The organism is Thioalkalivibrio sp. ALgr3 (assembly GCF_000377325.1).
In the GTDB taxonomy this organism is placed as follows: domain Bacteria; phylum Pseudomonadota; class Gammaproteobacteria; order Ectothiorhodospirales; family Ectothiorhodospiraceae; genus Thioalkalivibrio.
On sequence record NZ_KB897986.1, the window covers coordinates 1 to 19,551 of the forward strand.

Annotated in this window: 18 protein-coding genes; 17 read left to right on the forward strand and 1 reads right to left on the reverse strand. The window is 67.5% G+C overall.

What is annotated here, in order from left to right:
- Positions 1–288: 288 nt before the first annotated feature.
- Positions 289–1,176, reverse strand: a complete 888-nt coding sequence (locus C998_RS0110500) for a LysR family transcriptional regulator (protein WP_018870822.1) — start codon at positions 1,174–1,176, stop codon at positions 289–291.
- A 417-nt stretch (positions 1,177–1,593) separates the two neighbouring features.
- Here C998_RS0110500 and leuC point away from each other — a divergent pair, with 417 nt between their 5' ends.
- The 17 genes from leuC (at position 1,594) to iscR (ending at position 19,525) form a co-directional block, all read left to right on the forward strand.
- Positions 1,594–3,003, forward strand: coding sequence for a 3-isopropylmalate dehydratase large subunit (leuC, locus tag C998_RS0110505; RefSeq protein ID WP_018870823.1), 1,410 nt, complete (start codon positions 1,594–1,596; stop codon positions 3,001–3,003).
- A gap of 3 nt (positions 3,004–3,006) precedes the next feature.
- Positions 3,007–3,645: a 3-isopropylmalate dehydratase small subunit gene (leuD, locus tag C998_RS0110510; RefSeq protein ID WP_018870824.1), complete on the forward strand. Its 639-nt coding sequence runs from the start codon at positions 3,007–3,009 to the stop codon at positions 3,643–3,645.
- Positions 3,646–3,849: 204 nt separating this feature from the next.
- Positions 3,850–4,926 (forward strand): 3-isopropylmalate dehydrogenase, encoded by a 1,077-nt coding sequence (gene leuB / locus C998_RS0110515; protein WP_196799383.1) that lies wholly within the window; start codon positions 3,850–3,852, stop codon positions 4,924–4,926.
- 30 nt (positions 4,927–4,956) lie between these two features.
- Positions 4,957–5,982 (forward strand): aspartate-semialdehyde dehydrogenase, encoded by a 1,026-nt coding sequence (locus C998_RS0110520; RefSeq protein WP_018870826.1) that lies wholly within the window; start codon positions 4,957–4,959, stop codon positions 5,980–5,982.
- A gap of 155 nt (positions 5,983–6,137) precedes the next feature.
- Positions 6,138–8,621 carry a FimV/HubP family polar landmark protein gene (locus tag C998_RS0110525; protein WP_018870827.1) on the forward strand — a complete coding sequence of 828 codons (2,484 nt, stop codon included), beginning with the start codon at positions 6,138–6,140 and terminating at the stop codon, positions 8,619–8,621.
- Between the two features lie 89 nt (positions 8,622–8,710).
- Positions 8,711–9,397, forward strand: coding sequence for a hypothetical protein (locus tag C998_RS0110530; RefSeq protein ID WP_018870828.1), 687 nt, complete (start codon positions 8,711–8,713; stop codon positions 9,395–9,397).
- A 36-nt stretch (positions 9,398–9,433) separates the two neighbouring features.
- Positions 9,434–10,261 carry a tRNA pseudouridine(38-40) synthase TruA gene (truA, locus tag C998_RS0110535; RefSeq protein WP_026279574.1) on the forward strand — a complete coding sequence of 276 codons (828 nt, stop codon included), beginning with the start codon at positions 9,434–9,436 and terminating at the stop codon, positions 10,259–10,261.
- Positions 10,262–10,318: 57 nt separating this feature from the next.
- Positions 10,319–10,954 (forward strand): phosphoribosylanthranilate isomerase, encoded by a 636-nt coding sequence (locus C998_RS0110540; RefSeq protein ID WP_018870830.1) that lies wholly within the window; start codon positions 10,319–10,321, stop codon positions 10,952–10,954.
- Positions 10,947–12,158, forward strand: coding sequence for a tryptophan synthase subunit beta (gene trpB / locus C998_RS0110545; protein ID WP_018870831.1), 1,212 nt, complete (start codon positions 10,947–10,949; stop codon positions 12,156–12,158). The genes C998_RS0110540 and trpB overlap by 8 nt, the downstream gene beginning before the upstream one ends.
- On the forward strand, positions 12,155–12,988 hold the full coding sequence (gene trpA, locus C998_RS0110550) for a tryptophan synthase subunit alpha (RefSeq protein ID WP_018870832.1): 834 nt from the start codon (positions 12,155–12,157) through the stop codon (positions 12,986–12,988). Before trpB ends, trpA begins: the two co-directional genes overlap by 4 nt.
- Before the next feature lie 32 nt (positions 12,989–13,020).
- Entirely contained in the window at positions 13,021–13,986 is a 966-nt protein-coding gene (accD, locus tag C998_RS0110555; RefSeq protein WP_018870833.1) for an acetyl-CoA carboxylase, carboxyltransferase subunit beta, read from the forward strand.
- Positions 13,987–13,990: 4 nt separating this feature from the next.
- The gene (locus C998_RS0110560; RefSeq protein ID WP_018870834.1) at positions 13,991–15,349 is read left to right on the forward strand and encodes a folylpolyglutamate synthase/dihydrofolate synthase family protein; all 1,359 of its coding nucleotides are present in this window, start codon (positions 13,991–13,993) and stop codon (positions 15,347–15,349) included.
- Positions 15,325–15,972, forward strand: coding sequence for an SPOR domain-containing protein (locus C998_RS0110565; protein ID WP_018870835.1), 648 nt, complete (start codon positions 15,325–15,327; stop codon positions 15,970–15,972). The genes C998_RS0110560 and C998_RS0110565 overlap by 25 nt, the downstream gene beginning before the upstream one ends.
- Positions 15,973–16,026: 54 nt before the next feature.
- Positions 16,027–16,617: a CvpA family protein gene (locus C998_RS0110570; protein ID WP_018870836.1), complete on the forward strand. Its 591-nt coding sequence runs from the start codon at positions 16,027–16,029 to the stop codon at positions 16,615–16,617.
- A gap of 87 nt (positions 16,618–16,704) precedes the next feature.
- On the forward strand, positions 16,705–18,216 hold the full coding sequence (gene purF / locus C998_RS0110575) for an amidophosphoribosyltransferase (RefSeq protein ID WP_018870837.1): 1,512 nt from the start codon (positions 16,705–16,707) through the stop codon (positions 18,214–18,216).
- A 5-nt stretch (positions 18,217–18,221) separates the two neighbouring features.
- Positions 18,222–18,797, forward strand: a complete 576-nt coding sequence (locus C998_RS0110580; RefSeq protein ID WP_018870838.1) for a L,D-transpeptidase — start codon at positions 18,222–18,224, stop codon at positions 18,795–18,797.
- A 248-nt stretch (positions 18,798–19,045) separates the two neighbouring features.
- Positions 19,046–19,525 carry a Fe-S cluster assembly transcriptional regulator IscR gene (gene iscR / locus C998_RS0110585; protein WP_018936055.1) on the forward strand — a complete coding sequence of 160 codons (480 nt, stop codon included), beginning with the start codon at positions 19,046–19,048 and terminating at the stop codon, positions 19,523–19,525.
- The last annotated feature ends 26 nt before the right edge of the window (positions 19,526–19,551 follow it).

Below are 19,551 nucleotides of genomic sequence, written 5' to 3' on the forward strand. Positions count from 1 at the left end.
TCGCGCTCGAGTCGCTTTTGCGTGCGAACAAGGCGCGGCGACCGCCGTGCAGTCATTCTGCACAAGGGAGCCGCAACGCCGTGCGCGCGCCCGTTTTTGATCAACAACGGGCGGCCGAGCCCCTGCATTCAATAAATTGTGGGGGTTGGCACCCCAGGTTCCCCGATCCTGCGTTGCGGCACTTGCCGGTAGAACCACTACCGGCTGCGCACCGCGCCTTGTCTCGCGGAACCTGGGGTGCCAACGCGAGCGTGTACATTGATCTGTGTTTCCCTGAGCGGCGAGAATTCAGGTCTGCGTCGCGCCCTCCAGTTCCTCGATGACGGCCTGCAGGGCACGCGAGCGGTAGCGAGCGGCGTGGCGTACCCAGCCGAGGGATCGGACAACCGGGGGCCCTGGCCAGTCGAGCACCGCGAGATCGTCGGTGGCCATGTCGCGCGGCAGAAAACCGATGCCGAGACCCGCGGCGATCATCATGCGGATCACCTCCAGATAGGGACTCTCCTGGGCGGCGGCCGGGTGCAGCTCCGCCGTGGCCAGGGCCTGTTCGATCCGCCGACGGGTGGTGGAATCCACCGGGGGAAGGATGGCCGGCCAGTCCCGCAGGCGCGCGAGGGTGTCGCCGGGCGTTCGGATGGCCTGCGTGCGGGCGATCATGGGCACCAGTTCGTCGGTCCACACGGTCCGGGCCTCGATTCCGTCGGGCAGCGACTCGGGCAGCGTGGCGAGGGCCAGATCGGCGTCGCCGTGCAGCACGGCCTGGATACCCGCCTCGGAATCCATGAATGCCAGCTCGAGTTCGAGTTCCGGGTAGCGCCCGCGCAGCGCGGCCAGCGGGTCGGGCAGGCGGTGCAGCGCGATGTGATGGGAAGTGGCCAGGCGGATGCGACCGCGTACCACGGTGTCCAGATCGGCGATCTGCTGCTCGATCGCACGCAGGCGGGCGAGGATCTCGCGGGCCTCGGGCAGCAGGCGTTCGGCGACTTCGGTCGGGCGGACGCGGCGTCCCTGACGTTCGAACAGGGGGCGTTCCAGGGTGGTCTCGAGTGAGTGGATGCGCTTGCTGATCGCTGGTTGCGTCAGGTGCAGACGTTCGGCTGCCGCGGAGAACGCACCCGTGTCGACCACCGCGACGAAGGCCTGCAGGGACTCGACACTCAGTTGCTCCGGGCGCATGGCTGTCTCTCCGGGGGCCGCGTGCGATAATGGCCGATTCGATGGCGGAATCCGGCTCGTCTGCCGCCGATTGATAACTGTATGGAATGATACGGATAAGAAATCGGATTTGAAAGAATAGAAGAGCGGCCGCAGACTCTGCTTAAACGGTTGTCCTGAAATGACGTCATTGCGCCGCGTGGCCAGTGGCACCGTCATTGCGAGGCCCCGCAGGGGCCGTGGCAACCTCCGTCCGGAACCACCGGGACCGGATACTGGCGCTCTGCCAGCTTTCGGAGGTTGCCGCGTCGCCTTCGGCTCCTCGCAATGACGGTGCGTGTTGGGGCGCTGTGCAAGGGCGGGCCTTTATGGCGCCGGTGGATCGCCGGCGGTGGGGCGCAAGAACGACAGAACGCGGCGCGGCCGCGGGAGTGAGAAATGGCAGGCAAGACCCTGTACGACAAGTTGTGGGAGGCGCATGTGGTACGCGAGGAGCCGGATGGCTCCACGCTGCTCTACATTGATCGCCATCTGGTGCACGAGGTGACCAGCCCGCAGGCCTTCGAGGGTCTGCGCCTGGCCGGGCGCAAGCCGTGGCGCGGGGATTCCGTGCTGGCGGTGCCGGACCACAACGTGCCCACCACCAATCGGGATGCCGGGATCGAGGATCCGGTCTCGCGCACCCAGGTGGAGACGCTGGAGAGCAACGTGTCCGGCTTCGGGCTGAAGTTCTTCCCGATGGCCGACGTGCGCCAGGGCATCGTGCACGTGATCGGGCCGGAGCAGGGCGCGACCCTGCCGGGCATGACCGTGGTCTGTGGCGACTCGCATACTTCCACCCACGGTGCGTTGGGCGCGCTGGCCTTCGGTATCGGCACCTCCGAGGTGGAACACGTGCTGGCCACCCAGTGCCTGTGGCAGAAAAAGACGAAGGCCATGCAGATCCGCGTGGAGGGCGAGCTGCGCCCGGGCGTGACCGCCAAGGATATCGTGCTGGCGATCATCGGCCGTATCGGCACCGCGGGCGGCACCGGCTATGCCATCGAGTTTGCCGGATCGGCGATCCGCAGCCTGTCGGTCGAGGGCCGCATGAGCATCTGCAACATGTCCATCGAGGCCGGGGCCCGCGCGGGCATGGTGGCGGTGGACGAGAAGACCATCGAGTACGTGCGCAACAAGCCGCAGGCGCCGACCGGCGAGATGTTCGAGCGGGCCGCCGAGTACTGGCGCACCCTGGTTTCCGACCCGGATGCCGAGTTCGACGCGGTGGTGGAGCTCGATGCCGCGGAGATTGCCCCGCAGGTCAGCTGGGGCACCTCGCCGGAGATGGTCGCGCCGATCGACGGCCGGGTGCCGGACCCGGCGGCCGAGTCCGATGCCGTGCGCGCCGAGGGCATGCAGCGCGCACTGGCGTACATGGACCTGCAGCCGAACACGCCGATGACCGAGATCCGGCCGGACAAGGTGTTCATCGGCTCCTGCACCAACTCGCGGATCGAGGACCTGCGCGCCGCCGCCGAGGTGGTCAAGGGTCGCAGGAAGGCCGACAACATCAAGCTGGCGATGGTGGTGCCGGGCTCCGGGCTGGTGAAGCAGCAGGCGGAGCAGGAAGGGCTGGACCGCATCTTCCTGGACGCCGGCTTCGAGTGGCGCGAGCCGGGCTGTTCGATGTGCCTGGCGATGAACGCCGACCGGCTGGAGCCGGGCGAGCGCTGCGCCTCGACCTCGAACCGCAACTTCGAGGGCCGTCAGGGGCAGGGCGGGCGTACCCATCTGGTCAGCCCCGCGCTGGCGGCCGCGGCGGCCGTCGCCGGGCATTTCATCGAACCGTCGAAGCTGGAGGGCTGAGCGATGCAGGCCTTTACCGTTCACAAGGGGATCGTCGCGCCGCTGGACCGCTCCAATGTCGATACCGACGCGATCATCCCCAAGCAGTACCTGAAGTCGGTGAAGCGCACCGGCTTCGGCCCCAACGCGTTCGACGACTGGCGCTACCTGGACCCGGGCGAGCCGGGCATGGACCACTCGCAACGCCGGCCGAACCCCGACTTCGTGCTCAACCGGCCGCCGTATGATCAGGCGACCATCCTGCTGGCGCGCAAGAACTTCGGCTGTGGCTCCTCGCGCGAGCACGCAGTGTGGGCGCTGACCGATTTCGGCTTTCGCGCGGTGATCGCGCCGTCGTTCGCCGACATCTTCTTCTCCAACAGCTGCAAGAACGGGCTGCTGCCGGTGGTGCTGGCCGAGGACGAGGTGCAGAACCTGTTCGAGCAGGTGGAGGCGAATCCGGGTGCGCAGGTGGAGGTCAACCTGGAAGAGATGACCGTAACGGCGCCGGAAGGTACGGTGTTTCGTTTCACGCTCGACGAGGACCGGCGCCACCGCCTGCTGAACGGGCTGGACGATATCGCCCTGACGTTGCAGTACGCCGATGACATCCGCGCCTATGAAGAACACCTGCGGCAGGAACGCCCGTGGATGGTGGAATAACGGCCTGGCCGACCGGGCGCCGGGGCCGAACCCGTCTTTGCGAGGCCCCGTAAGGGGCCGTGGCAACCTCCGGAAGCTGGCAGAGCGCCGGCACGTGGATCCGGTGGTTCCGGACGGAGATTGCTTCGTCGCCTGCGGCTCCTCGCAATGACGGTGCCATTGGGGGCGTACAAGTAAAAACTAACAGTTGCTTGGGAGAGGTTTGTGAACCGAATTCTGGTATTGCCCGGTGACGGGATCGGGCCCGAGATCGTGGCCGAGGCGCTGAAGGTGCTGGAACGCGTCGCCGAGATCGGCGGCCTCCAACTGGAGATCGAACAGGGTCTGATCGGGGGCGCCGCGCATGATGCGGCGGGCCACCCCTATCCCGAGGCGACGCGGGAGCAGGCGCGCCGCGCCGATGCGATCCTGCTCGGTGCGGTCGGCGGCCCGCAGTACGAATCCCTGGAACGTGACCTGCGCCCCGAGCGCGGCCTGCTGGGGATCCGTTCCGATCTGGAGCTGTTCGCCAATCTGCGCCCGGCGATCCTCTACCCGCAGCTGGCCGCGGCCTCCACCCTCAAGTCCGAGGTGGTGAGCGGGCTGGATCTGCTGATCGTGCGCGAACTGACCGGCGGGATCTATTTCAGCCAGCCGCGCGGCATCGAGCAGCGCGACGGCGAGCGCTACGGCTTCAATACCGCCGGTTATCGTGAATCCGAGATCGAGCGCATCGCGCGGGTCGGCTTCGAGGCCGCGATGAAGCGCAACAAGCGCCTGTGCTCGGTGGACAAGGCCAACGTGCTGGAGGTCTCCGAGCTCTGGCGCGAGGTGGTCGAGCGCGTCGGGCAGGAGTTCCCCGAGGTCGAGCTGTCGCACATGTACGTGGACAACGCGGCCATGCAGCTGGTGCGCGCCCCCAGGCAGTTCGACGTGATGGTGACCAGCAACATGTTCGGGGACATCCTGTCGGATGCGGCCGCGATGCTGACCGGCTCCATCGGCATGCTGCCCTCGGCCTCGCTGAACAGCGAGGGCGTCGGCCTGTACGAACCGATCCATGGCTCCGCGCCGGACATTGCCGGGCAGGGCAAGGCCAATCCGATGGCGACGGTGCTGTCGATTGCCATGATGCTGCGGCACAGCCTGAACCGCAACGATCTTGCGGAACGCCTGGAAGCTGCGGTGGGGCGGGTGCTCGATCAGGGCCTGCGCACCCCGGACATCCATGGCGACGGCATGCAGCTGGTGTCGACCCAGGGCATGGGCGATGCGCTGGTGGCTGCGCTGGATGACGCCTGACACCCCTTCTCAACGTTACAGGACCCCGACATGAGTGATCGCAAGTTCAACGTGGCCGTCGTCGGCGCCACCGGTGCCGTCGGCGAGACCCTGCTCTCCATCCTGGCCGAGCGCGACCTGCCGCTGGACCGGGTGCATGCCCTGGCCAGTGAACGCTCGGCCGGCAGCACCGTCTCCTACGGGAACCGCGAGCTGATCGTGGAAGACCTCGCGCAGTTCGATTTTTCGCAGGTGGATATCGGGCTGTTCTCGCCGGGAGCGTCGGTGTCGAAGGAATACGCGCCGAAGGCGGCCGCGGCCGGATGCGTGGTGATCGACAACACCTCGCAGTTCCGTTATGACCCCGAGATCCCGCTGGTGATTCCGGAGGTGAATCCGGATGCGGTGGGCGACTACGAGCGCCACGGGATCATCGCCAATCCCAACTGCTCCACCATCCAGATGCTGGTCGCGCTCAAGCCGCTGCACGACGCCGTCGGCGTGGAACGCGTGAACGTGGCCACCTATCAGGCGGTTTCCGGTACCGGCAAGGACGCGATCGAGGAGCTGGCGCACCAGACTGCGGCACTGCTGAACGGTCGCCCGGTGGAATGCAGCGTCTACCCCAAGCAGATCGCGTTCAACGCGCTGCCCCACATTGATGTCTTCCAGGACAACGGCTACACCAAGGAAGAGATGAAGATGGTCTGGGAGACCCGCAAGATCATGGGTGACGAGTCCATCCAGATGAATCCCACGGCGGTGCGCATCCCGGTGTTTTACGGGCATTCTGAAGCGCTGCACATCGAAACCCGCGAGAAGATCTCGGCCGAACGCGCGCGCGAATTGCTGGCGGCCGCACCGGGCATCGAGGTGCTGGATCGCCACGAGGACGGAGGGTACCCGACCGCCGTGACCGAAAGCAGTGGCACCGATGCGGTTTACGTCGGCCGTATCCGCGAGGACATCTCGCATCCCCGCGGGCTGGATATGTGGGTGGTCTCCGATAATGTGCGCAAGGGCGCAGCCTTGAACACGATCCAGATCGCCGAGGTTTTGATCCGCGATTACCTGTGATTAAATCCCACAATATGCCGGGGATCTGGTAGCCTCATTGTTCAAGGGGCCGGGCAACAGCCCGTGTCGGCAGAGACACGGGCGGCCCCGGACAGCAACCACGCACACACAGGGGGACGTTCGTGCGCAAGTTACTATTCGGGCTAATCATTCTTTTGCTGGTCGCGCCGGCCTCTTCCAGCTCCGTGGGGCTGGGCGATCCCCAGATCCGGTCCACGTTGAACCAGGCGCTGGATGTCCGGGTGGCGCTGCGCGGAGGCGCGGCGACCGATGAATCGCTGCAGGTGCGTCAGGCCTCCGAAGAGCGGTACCGCCGTGCGGGACTGGACCGGGGCCGCGTGCCGGGGGACCTACGGGTTGAACTGCGTGGCGAAGGGCAGGATCGCGAAGTCGTCCTGCGCACCCGCGAGCCCGTGCGCGAGCCCTACATCGGGGTCCTTCTCGAAGCCCGCTGGGACGGGGGGCGCAGTTACCGTGAAATCAACCTGCTGCTGGATCCTCCGGGCACGCTTCCGGATGATCGTGCGGGGGCACGCACCACCGCGGCCGCGCCCGATGATGACCGCCGGGCCCCGCAGGATACCTATCGCGTACGCTCCGGTGACACGTTGTATGCGATCGTGCAGCGGGCAGGGCTGAGCGGGGTCAGCAACGAGCAGGCCATGCTCGCATTCCTGCGGGAAAATCCCGATGCCTTTATCGATGGCAACGTCAATGCGCTGCGTGCCGACGCGGAACTGCGCACGCCGGACCGTGCGGCGCTGGAGGCGGTCGACGCCGCCGGGGCGCGTGAAGAAATCCAGCGTCAGACCGAAGACTGGCAGGCGCGTACGCGTCCCGAACCGGAGCCCGAGCCCGAGGTCGCCGAAGACGAGGTGACCGAGGAGACGGATCCGGACGTGGCCGAGGAAGCCGTCGAGGAAGAGGCCAGGGACGAGCCCGAGGAAGATCCCGAAGAAGTCCGTGAAGAGGAAGCCGAACGCGAAGATGACGAAGCCGTGGCGGCCGAAGACGATGCGGACGCAGTGGATGACCGTCTCGAGATCGTCACCGACGTGCTGCCGGAAGGTGAGGAAGCGGCGCTGATCGCCGAATCGCCCGAAGTCGTTCAGGAGGCCCTGATCTCGCAGCGTGCCGAAATGGACGAAATGCAGGAAGAAATCGCACGCATGCGCGAATCCCTGCAGGATCGCGAACAGGTGGCCGAGATCGCGAGCGAGGAACTGGCCACGCTGGAAGCCCAGCTCGCGGAGCTGCAGGACGAGCGGGCGGAACTGCGGGCGCGCATGGAAGAGGCCGAGGCCGAACGTGACGCTCCGCTGCACCAGCGGATCATGAACGACCCGCTGCTCATGATGATGGCCATCGCCCTGGTCGTGCTGCTGGTGCTGGTTCTGCTGGCATTTGCCCGCGGCGGTCGTGGTGGCGGCCCGGGTGGCCCGGGTGGCGACCGCAATGCCCGGGTGGACAACTCCGGCGTGAAGGCGACTCCGGATCCGCGCAGCGGTTACGAGGCCCGCGAGGAGGCGTCCGAGCCGTCCGTTTCGGGCGCCGCAGCCGCGGGCGCCACGGGGGTGGCTGCGGGAGGCGCCGTTGCCGCCTCGGCCGGTGACACCGGTGCGGAACCGCAGGACGAGGCCCCGGCTACTCCGGCGCGCCCGGGCGGCGGGGACGATACGGGCATGAGCCAGGCGGAAGAATCGGTGGGCGAGCCGACCCCGGTGGGTGAAAGCGGGGTGTCGGAAACCGCGGGCATGAGCGCCGACGACGTGCTGGCCGAGGTGGATGTCTGCCTCGCCTACGGCATGAACGATCAGGCCGTCGATACCCTGTCCTCGGCCATCGACGATGAGCCCGGTAATCTCCAGTACCGCCTGAAGCTGGTGGAGGCCTTCTCGGCCCAGGGGCGCGACTCCGACATGCGCCAGGCCGCCGCCAGCCTGCGCGAACGCCTGGGTCCGGAAGACGGCGAGATCCGCGAGAAACTCGCGGAACTGGAAGCCGGATCGGGCGACGCTTCTGCGGCCCCGGGTGCGCCGTCTGCGGATACCGCGGCCAGCGACTCGGCCGACGAACCCGGGGAGTTTGACCTGTCGGGTTTTGCCGAGGAACAGGAGGGCTCGGGTGCGGGCGAGCCGGCGGCGCCGGAAAAGGCGGCCGGTGAGCTCGATTCCGGTATGGATTTCGAGGCCGATACCGGGCTCGACGAAGAGCTGGCCGCTGCCAGTCAGGGTTCGGAAGCCGGGGATGCGGCGGGGGATCTCGACGACCTCGACAATCTGTCCTTTGATATCGAGGAATCGGATCTGCCCTCTGCCGATGACAGTCAGCCTGCCGGCGGCGATGCCGGCAGCGATGTCCCGTCCATGGATCTGGACGAACTGCTGGGCGACGAAGCCGGCGGCGACGAGCCACCGGTTGCGTCCGCCGAAGCAGACGAACCGGCGGCGCTGGATTCCGCAGCTCCGGCGGCCGAAGGCGAAGACGATAACGAGACCCGGCTGAACCTCGCCCAGGCCTATGCGGACATGGGTGATCAGGAAGGCGCGCAGGATCTGATCGACGAGATCATGGCCTCCGGGTCGGATGAAGAGAAAGAGCGGGCCCGGGCGATCCAGGACCAACTGAAAGACGCCTGACGGGGTGGCCGGTCGGCGGGTTCGCCCGCGGTCCGGACCGTACCGGCGAGAGGGGCCTGCGGGCCCCTTTTCGCGTTGGGGAGGTGGTCATGCAACCGGCGATCGGGGCCCTGGGGGCCGTTCTGCTCTTGTCGGGGGCCGTGCTGACGGCATCCCCGGTGGCTGTCTCCGTGACGGTGCCGGCTCTGCTGCTGGCCCCGGGGCTGCGGGCGTTCCCGTGGGAGCGTGCGTTGCGCATGTGGTGGCGCATGAAGTGGTTCTACCTGTCGCTGGCCCTGTTCTTCGGGCTGTGGCCCGTGGATGGAGGCACCGCGGCGGGGCTGCTGGAGGCAGCTACGCGGATCGTGGCGCTGATGCTGGTGGTGCTGGCCGTGGTCTGGCTGACGGATCGGTACGCGCGCACGGAACTGGTGCCGGCCCTGGGCAGCGTGCTGGGCGGTCGGCGGGGTTCAGCGCTGGGGGCCGGACACTCTTTCGCCCGCCGGCTGTTCCTGGCGCTGGAGGCGTTCGAACGCGACCGGGCCGGAATCGAAGCTCGGCGGGGCCGGCTGTCGGGGGACCGCAGGGCGAGGGTGGATGCGGTGCGTGAATGGCTGGTGCAGCGGCTGGACGCGGCCCTGGATCCGGCCCTGGATCCGGCCGAACGGGAACAGCCCGCTCCGGGCTCCCCGATGGCGGTGCGCGAGGATCGCTGGCGGGGAGTGGAGACCGGCTGGATGGCGCTGGTGGGGATGGTCGCACTGGGGTTGCAGTGGGGCGGTTGGGTGACGGGATAAACCGGCACCGAGGAAAGAGGGGAGTACGGGCAGCGGATGGGCGAGACAAGGGAACCGGAGGCGGGCTTGCAGCGCTGGGCGGCCGGGGTCGAATACGACGGTACGCCGTGGCTGGGCTGGCAGCGGCAGAAGGACGGGCCCAGCGTGCAGGAGAAGCTGGAGAAGGCGCTGAGCTTCGTCGCGAATCACCCGCTGGAGCTGACCTGCGCCGGAAGAACCGATGCGGGGGTGCATGCCACGGCTCAGGTGGTGCATTTCGACACCGCGAGCCGGCGTGAGGCCCATGCCTGGATCCTGGGGGGCAACACCAACCTGCCGGATTCGATTGCGATTCGCTGGGCGCAGCCAGTCGCACCGGCGTTCCATGCCCGCTTCGCGGCGCGTTCCCGCCGGTATCGCTACGTGATCGCGAACCGAACCGTGCGGCCGGGTCTGGAGGCGGGCCGCGTGGCCTGGTGGCGGCGGCCGCTGGATGTCGCGCGGATGCAGGAGGCGGCGCGGCATTTTGTCGGCGAGCAGGATTTCACCAGTCTGCGCGCGGCGGCCTGTCAGGCGAAGTCGCCGGTGCGTCGCGTGCACGAAGTGACGGTCCGGCGGCGCGGTGAGTACGTGCTGGTGGACGTGCATGCCAATGCGTTTCTGCATCATATGGTGCGCAACATCGCGGGCGTACTGCTGGCGGTGGGCGACGGCCGCGCGGAGCTGGAGTGGCCCCGTGAGGTGCTGGCGGCGCGGGATCGACGCCAGTCGGGGATCACGGCGCCGGCCGGGGGGCTGTACTTCGTGCAGGTGGAATACCCGCCGGAGTTTGCGCTGCCGGATCAGGAGGCACCGGTTCTGGGACCGGTGCCGGCCAGTGTGTAAGGGTGATCCCGGGCAGGGTATCCGCGGGAATCCGGCGCGTTCTGGTAGGCTTGGCCAATGCGTTATCGGATCAAGATCTGCGGGGTCACGACCCCGGAACAGGCGCGCGCGGCGGCCGAGGCCGGGGCCGATGCCGTGGGCCTGGTGTTTCACCCGGCCAGTCGGCGTTGCGTGGGCGCGGAGCAGGCCGCAGGGATTGCCGCGGCGCTGCCGCCGCTGGTGAGTGCCGTGGGTCTGTTCGTGGATCCGGATCCCCGGCGGGTGGAGGAGGTCCTGGACGTCGTGCCGCTGGACTGCCTGCAGTTTCACGGGAACGAGGAGGCGGCGGACTGTGCGCGGTTCGGCCGGCCGTATCTGAAGGCGGTCGCGATGGCCGGCGATGCGGATCCGCGCCGGGCGATGGACGCGCACCCGCAGGCACGCGGGTTCCTGCTTGACAGCCACGGTGGCGGGCGTACCGGCGGAACCGGTCACCGCTTCGACTGGTCGCGGATTCCGGCCGATCTGCCACGGCCGTGGCTGCTGGCCGGCGGTCTGGATCCCGAGTCGGTACAGACGGCATTGAACGTAACGCGGCCCTGGGGGGTCGACGTGAGTTCCGGGGTGGAGTCCGCACCCGGGATCAAGGAACCGGAACGCATGCGCGCCTTCGTGCGCGCGGTGCGACGCAACGAGGTGACACTGAATGAGTGAAGCGATCGACTGGGGGGCGTTCCCGGATGCCCGCGGGCATTTCGGCGTGTATGGCGGGCGGTTCGTGTCGGAGACCCTGATGGGGGCGCTGGACGAACTGCAGGGCGTGTACGAACGTTACATGAAGGACCCGGCATTTCTGGCCGAGCTGGATCGCGATCTGCGGCAGTTCGTGGGGCGGCCGAATCCGCTCTATCACGCGGAGCGGCTGTCGCGCGAGCTGGGCGGCGCGCAGATCTACCTCAAGCGCGAGGATCTCAACCATACCGGCGCGCACAAGGTGAACAACACCATCGGCCAGGCACTGCTGGCGCGGCATCTCGGCAAGAAGCGCATCATCGCCGAGACCGGGGCCGGGCAGCACGGCGTGGCCACCGCCACCGTCGCGGCTCGCCTGGGCCTGGAGTGCGTAATCTACATGGGCGAGGAAGATACCCGCCGCCAGGCCCCCAACGTCTATCGCATGCGCCTGCTGGGCGCGGAGGTTGTGCCGGTGACCTCCGGGACCCGCACCCTGAAGGATGCCCTCAACGAGGCGATGCGCGACTGGGTCACCAACGTCGACGACACCTTCTACATCATCGGCACGGTCGCCGGTCCGCACCCGTATCCGGCGATGGTCCGCGACTTCCAGGCGGTGATCGGACGCGAGGCTCGCGAGCAGCACGTGGAAGCGACCGGTCGCCTGCCCGACACTCTGGTGGCCTGCGTGGGTGGCGGTTCCAATGCCATCGGACTGTTCCATCCGTTTCTTGCGGATGAGTCCGTGGAGATGGTCGGCGTGGAAGCCGGCGGCGAGGGCGTGGATACCGGGCGCCATTCCGCGCCGCTGGGCGCCGGGCGCCCCGGCGTGCTGCACGGCAACCGCACCTACCTGATGGAAGACGACAACGGCCAGATCATCGGCACGCACTCCATCTCGGCCGGGCTGGACTACCCCGGCGTGGGGCCGGAGCATGCGTGGCTGAAGGACATCGGCCGGGCGAGCTACGTGTCGGTGACCGACGATCAGGCCCTGGCCGGCTTCCATCGACTGACCCGCACCGAGGGCATCATCCCGGCGCTGGAAACCAGCCATGCGATCGCGCACGTGCTCGATCTGGCGCCCACCATGCGCCCGGACCAGAGCATCATCGTCAACCTGTCCGGCCGTGGCGACAAGGATCTCGCCACCGTGGCCGACCGCGAGGGGATTACGCTGTGAGCCGCATCCAGCAACGCTTCGAACAATGCCGTGGGGCCGGGCGCGCAGCCCTGGTGCCCTATATCACCGCCGGCGACCCGGAACCGGGCGCCACGGTCGACCTGATGCATGCGCTGGTGGAGGCCGGCGCGGACCTGGTCGAACTCGGGGTCCCGTTTTCCGACCCGATGGCCGACGGGCCGGTGATCCAGCGCGCGCACGAGCGGGCCCTGCAGCATGGCACCGGGCTGCGCGACGTGCTGGAGATGGTGCGTCAGTTCCGCGAACGCGACGCGGATACCCCGGTGGTGCTGATGGGCTATCTGAACCCGGTCGAGCGCATGGGTTTCGAGACCTTCGCCACCGAGGCCGCGGCGGCCGGGCTGGACGGTCTGCTGACGGTGGACCTGCCGCCGGAGGAATGCGACGAGGTGACCGGGCTGCTCGACCGGGCGGGGATCGATCCGATCTTCCTGGTGGCCCCGACAACCTCCAGCGAACGGATCGGTCACCTGGCGCGTGCGGCACGCGGGTTTGTGTACTACGTTTCGCTCAAGGGCGTGACCGGTTCGCAGAGTCTGGACCCCTCGGCACTGAATGAACGTCTCGACGCGATCCGCCAATACACCGATCTGCCCCTGGGCGTAGGCTTCGGGATCCGCGACGCGGAATCCGCGGCGGCCGTGGCGCGGGTGGCCGACGCGGTAGTGGTTGGCAGTGCGCTGGTCAGTCTGGCGGAGGCCCATCCGGGGGATTCGGCGGGCTTCATCCGGGCGGCGGCGGACAAACTCGGTGAGATGCGTCGCGCGATGGATGCGGCACGCTCCACGAGTGCCGCCGGCTCGGTGTAGAATGCGCGTTTTGCGTCCGTGACGGAGTCGGCATGAGCTGGTTCGAAAAGTTGATGCCCTCGCGCATCCGCACCGACAACGCGAACAAGCGCGGGGTCCCGGAAGGTCTGTGGGTGCGTTGCGAAGGTTGTGATGCCACGCTCTACCGTCCCGAGGTGGAGCGCAATCTGGATGTCTGCCCCAAGTGCGGCCATCACCGGCGCATGCATGCGCGGCGGCGTCTGGAGACCTTCCTCGACGAACAGGGACGCGAGGAGATTGCGGAAAACATCGAATCCTCGGATGTCCTCAAGTTCCGCGATTCCAAGAAATACAAGGACCGCCTCGCAGCCGCGCAGAAATCCACCGGTGAGCGCGACGCCCTGGTGGTGATGGAAGGGCAGCTGCTGGGCCGGCCACTGGTGGCCTCGGCCTTCGATTTTCGTTTCATGGGCGGCTCCATGGGCTCGGCGGTCGGCGAGCGCTTCGTGCGCGGTGCGGATCGGGCGCTGGAGAAACAGATCCCGCTGGTCTGCTTCAGCGCTTCGGGCGGAGCGCGCATGCAGGAGGCGCTGTTCTCGCTGCTGCAGATGGCCAAGACCAGCGCGGTACTGGCGCGCCTGCGCGAGGAGCGCATCCCGTTCGTCTCGGTGATGACCGATCCCACCATGGGCGGGGTTTCGGCCAGTCTGGCCATGCTGGGCGATGTCAACGCGGCGGAACCTCAGGCGCTGATCGGTTTTGCCGGCCCGCGGGTGATCGAGCAGACGGTGCGCGAGACCCTGCCGGAGGGCTTTCAGCGCTCGGAATTCCTGCTGGATCACGGCGCTATCGACATGATTGTCGACCGTCGCGAGATGCGCACCCGCCTGGCGTCCATCCTGGGCATGATGATGCACGCGCCGGCCCCGGGCGAGGATCCCGAGCCCGGAAGCCGCGAAGCCCATTCCGGTTCCGTGGACGCGGCCGTGCCGGCCACCGCGGGAGCGGACGAAAGCCGCGGCCGGCCGGCCGACTGAGGCCGTGCGCTTCGAACGTCTCGACGACTGGCTGAGCTGGCAGGAGACCCTGCATCCGGTCGCCATGGATCTGACCCTGGAGCGGGCGACCCTGGTCGCCGATCGCCTGGGGCTGTGCCGGCATGCGCCGCGTACGGTGCTGGTGGCCGGGACCAACGGCAAGGGCAGCGTGGCCACGCGGACCGCGGCCCTGCTGCAGGCAATGGGTCTGCGCACCGGTCTGTTCACCTCCCCCCACCTGGTTCGCTACAACGAACGCATTCGCATCAACGGCGGCGAGGCCGAGGACGATGCACTGTGCCGGGCCTTTGACGCGGTGGATCGGGCGCGGGGCGAGGACTCGCTGACCTATTTCGAATTCGCCGCGCTTGCCGCCGGCTGGCTGTTTCGCGAGGCCGCGGTGGACGTGCAGGTGCTGGAGGTGGGCCTGGGCGGGCGGCTGGACGCGACCAATATCTGGGACGCCGACATTGCGGTCATTACCGCGGTGGATCTGGACCATCAGAAATGGCTGGGCGACACCCGCGATGCGATCGGGGCCGAAAAGGCGGGGATCCTGCGCGAGGCTCGCCCGCTGATGCTGGGCGACCCGGATCCGCCCGACAGCGTGCAGGCCAGGGCTCGCCTGCTCGACGTGCCGGTACGTCGGGTGGGCGAGGACTACGACCTGCAGCCTGCAGTGGGGCGCGCGGATGCGCTGCGGTGGTGCTTCGAAGCCGAGGAGACCCTGCTGGAACTCGCGCCGGAGGTGGTCGCGAGCGTGGATGGTGCGGCACGCGTGAACCTGGCCACGGCCATGGCCGTGGTGGCGGGTCTCGGGCTGGAATACCGCCTGGACGGCGCGGTGGTCGAGGCCGCGTTGCGCAGCCAGGCGCCGGGTCGGCTGCAGCGGGTTCTGTCGGGTGGGTCCGAGCCCGAATGGTTGCTCGACGTAGCCCATAACGGGCATGCGGTCGCGGAACTGGCTCGCTGGCTGCGGGCGCGACCGGTATCGGGTCCGGTGGTGGCCGCCGTGGCGGTGATGGCCGACAAGGAGCGTGCCGCGATGTGGGCGGCCCTGGACGAGGTGGTCGACCACTGGGTGCCGCTGTCCCTGGATCTTCCGCGCGCGTTGCCGGCGGCTGACATCGCCGCGGAGCTGGCTGCAGCCGGTGTCGGCCGGGTTGAAGCCCCTGCGGCGAGCGTGGCGCAGGGGCTGGCTCGGGCGCGGGAACTGGCCGGGGCGTCGGGCCGCGTGGTGGTGTTCGGGTCGTTCCACACCGTGGCTGCCGCCGCGACCGAAGGGCCCGCGTTCCTGGCCGAGGCGGCAGCCACGGCGACGCGCCCGGTGGAGCGGGTATGCACGGCCGAGGTGTCACCGTGAGCGACGAGCCGGTTGTGCGTTATCGCCTGGTCGGCGCGGTGATCCTGATCGCGCTCGCGGTGATTTTCCTGCCATGGTTGTTCGACGGGGCGGGCTACCAGTACATGACGGATGCGGAAGACCCGGTCCCCGAGGCACCGCAGTTCGCCGAGCCGGACGTGCCGTTGCCATCGGAACGTGACACGCGCATGCGCGATGAAGCACCGGAGGACGAGATGGAAACGCCCGGCATGGATACGTCGCGCGTTGCGGAGGCGCGGAGACTGCCATCGGACCATGAAGCGGACGACGACATGGCCCGGGACGACGCTGCGGCCAGTCCCGAAACCGAGGCGGCGCAGGGTCCGGAACCGCTGCGGCGCGAGGGGGAACCGACGCAGGAGGTTACCAGTGGATGGGCGGTCCAGGTCGGCAGTTACCGTGACGGGGATAATGCGCGCGAACAGGAACGGGCCCTGCGGGATGCCGGCCTGGCGGCGTTTGTCGAGGACGTGACGGTGGACGGCGAGACCGTCTACCGGGTGAAGGTCGGGCCTCGGGCCGATCGCGAAGCGGCGATCCGCCTGCGCGAGGACCTGGAAGAAGAACGGGATTTGTCCGGGATCGTGGTGACCTTCCCCTGAAGGTCGCCACGCATCGATGTACGTGTTCCAGCAAGCCTGCGATAGACTGACACCGTGAACTGGATCGACCTTGTCATTGTTGCCCTGATCGCCGTATCAGGAGTCATCAGCCTGTTCCGCGGATTCGTGCGCGAGACCTTCTCGCTGGCGACGTGGATCGTGGGCATATGGGTGGGCATCCGCTTTGCCGCCGACGTGGCCGTGGTGCTGCCGGATGCGATCCCGGACGAGACGATCCGTCTGGCGATCGGCTTCGCCGTGCTGTTCATTGCCGTGCTGATCGTGGGCGGCCTGCTGGGCGTGCTCGCGGGCAAGCTGGTGAAGGGAACCGGGCTCACCGGGACCGACCGTGCCCTGGGCGTCATCTTTGGTGCTCTGCGCGGTGTGGTGCTGGTGGCCATGCTGGTGTTCCTCGCCTCGCTGACCCTGATGCCGGAGGAGGGCTGGTGGGAGCGCAGCATGCTCATCCCGCATTTCGAGCGCGTGGTCGACTGGATGCTGGGACTGCTCCCCGAAGACTGGCAGGAACAGCTGGAGGGTCTGCTGTCCGGCGGCGAGACGGACGCGGGCCCCGGCGGAGAGGCCCCGTTCCCGTTCGAGTCCGGGGCCGAACCGGACGCCGATCCGCCGGATGCGCCGCAATAGGACGTCATCCGTAATCATTACCCGTCGAAACGAATCACCGATCCGGCCCGGTCACGCAAGGGCCATCCCGAACCCCCTGGAGTCAGTATGTGCGGAGTTGTCGGAATCGTTGGCCGTTCCCCGGTCAATCAGCCCATTTATGATGCCCTGCTGGTGCTGCAGCACCGTGGCCAGGACGCCGCGGGCATCGTGACCTGCGACGATGACGGGCGGCTGCATCTGCGCAAGGACAACGGGCTGGTGCGCGATGTGTTCAACAATCATCACATGCAGACGCTGACCGGCAACATGGGGATCGGCCATGTGCGTTATCCCACCGCCGGTTCCTCGTCTTCGGCCGAGGCCCAGCCGTTCTACGTGAATTCGCCGTTCGGCATCACGCTGGGGCACAACGGCAACCTGACCAATGCCGGGGAACTCAAGCACGAGCTGTTCGCGACCGATCGGCGCCACATCAATACCGATTCCGACTCCGAAATCCTGCTCAACGTCTTCGCCCAGGAGCTGCTCCGGTTCATCGACAACGGCCTGACGCCGGACTCTGTCTTCGATGCGGTGGCACGGGTGCACCAGCGGGCGCGCGGGGCTTACGGCGTGGTGGCCATGATCGCCGGCCGCGGGATGCTGGCGTTCCGCGACCCGCAGGGGATCCGGCCGCTGGTCTACGGCTCGCGCGAGGCCGAAGACGGTGAGGGACGGGAGTGGATGGCGGCCTCCGAGAGCGCGGCGCTGGAGTCGCTGGGCTTCGAGCTGGAGCGTGACCTGGCCCCCGGCGAGGCGCTGTTCGTTACGCCCGAGGGGGAGGTGTACACGCGCGCCTGCGCGGAGAATACGCGGCTGACGCCCTGCATGTTCGAGCATGTGTATTTTGCCCGGCCCGATTCGGTGATCGACAACGTGTTCGTCCATCGCGCGCGCATGCGCATGGGCACCGCGCTGGGCGAGAAGATCCGCCGCGAGTGGCCGGATCACGATATCGACGTGATCGTGCCCATCCCCGACACGGGTCGTACCGTCGCGCTGGAGATGGCCCACGAGCTGGATATCAAGTACCGCGAGGGCTTCATCAAGAACCGCTACATCGGCCGAACTTTCATCATGCCGGGGCAGACCAAGCGGCAGAAGTCGGTACGGCAGAAGCTCAATGCCATCTCGCTGGAGTTCCGGGGCAAGAACGTGATGCTGGTGGACGATTCCATCGTGCGCGGGACCACCTCGCGCGAGATCGTCCTGATGGCGCGCGAGGCGGGGGCGAAGAAGGTGTATTTCGCCTCCGCCGCGCCGCCGGTGCGCTATCCCAATGTCTACGGGATCGACATGCCGGCTGCACACGAGCTGATCGCCCACGGGCGCGACGAGGACGAGGTGTGCGAGGCGATCGCGGCCGACCGCCTGATTTATCAGGACCTGGAAGACCTGAAGGCGGCGGTGTGGCGCGGTAACCGCGCGATCGACGAATTCGACTGCTCGGTGTTCACCGGTGAATACGTGACCGAGTTGCCGGATGGCTATCTGGACCAGCTGGCCGCGGCCCGCGCCGACGGCGTGAAAAACACCCCGGTCGCGGGCGAAGTCCTCGACCTGGCCAACAAGAAGTAGGCGACGTGACCTTGCCCTCGCTCGAATGGATCGAACCGGTGGTGGCCGACGCCCGTGAACGGGCGCGGGCCTCCGCCGATCTGCCGGTGGTCGTGGTCCGCGTGGACCAGCAGCGCCTCTACGTGTGGGAGGACGGCCGGGTGACCGACATCTTCGAGGTGTCCACCGCCGAGAACGGCGTGGGTAACGAGGACGGGAGCCTCAAGACCCCGCCGGGTCTGCATCGCATCGCCGAGCGCTTCGGCGAGGGCGCCCCGAAGGGCACCATCTTCCGCGCCCGGGGCAATACCGGGCAGACGGCCGAGATCCTCACCGGCCCCGATGAACGCAGTCCGCGTGACAACATCACCTCGCGGATCCTGTGGCTGGAAGGTCTGGAAGATGGTGTGAACCGTGGCGAGGGCATCGACTCGCTGCAGCGTTACATCTACATCCATGGTACCGACGAAGAGGGTCGCATCGGCCAGCCGGCCTCGCATGGTTGCGTGCGCATGCGCAATGACGAGGTCATCGAGCTGTTCCCCCGTCTCCCGGTCGGCACGCCCGTGATGATCCTGCCGGAGGCCCGGGCGGGGTCGTAGTCCGTCCGGGCCTATAGCCCCGATACCGCCAGGGAAAAAAATCCCCGCGATTGTTGGAACTTTGACCGTTCCCGAATATCCTAATGCGTACAACCGTTAGAAAAGCGTGAAATCTGTCAAAACGCTTGTTAGGATAGCGGAATTATTCCTGACCATGGTTGTCGGGAACTAGGAACGGAATCTGTTGCCATAAGGATTGGGAAAAGGAACAAGGCGACATACCGACCACGATTTCGGAGGCGAAAGACATGAAACTCTCGACCAAGGGCCGCTATGCGGTGACAGCAATGATGGACCTGGCGATTCACGACCGGATCGGTCCGGTGACCCTCGCCGACATTTCCCAGTGCCAGGGGATCTCCCTGTCCTATCTGGAGCAGCTGTTTGCGAAGCTGCGCAAGGCGGGTCTGGTCGAAGGGGTCCGCGGTCCCGGCGGTGGTTACCGTCTGGCCAAGCGTGCTGACCAGATCAGCGTCGCCAACATCATCACCGCGGTGGATGAGTCGGTGGACGTGACCCGCTGCAAGGGCCACAAGGACTGCCAGGAGGGCGATCGCTGCCTGACCCACGAGCTGTGGGACGAGCTGAGCCAGCAGCTGTACGATTTCCTCGACGGCATCACCCTGGCGCAGTTCGCCAACCGTCCGGAAGTGCAGAAGGTGGCGCGGCAGCAGGACGAGCGTCGCGGCGCCCGGCACCACTTCATCTTCCGTAACGACGCCGCCTGATCACGATCAACGGTGTGGCCCGCCCT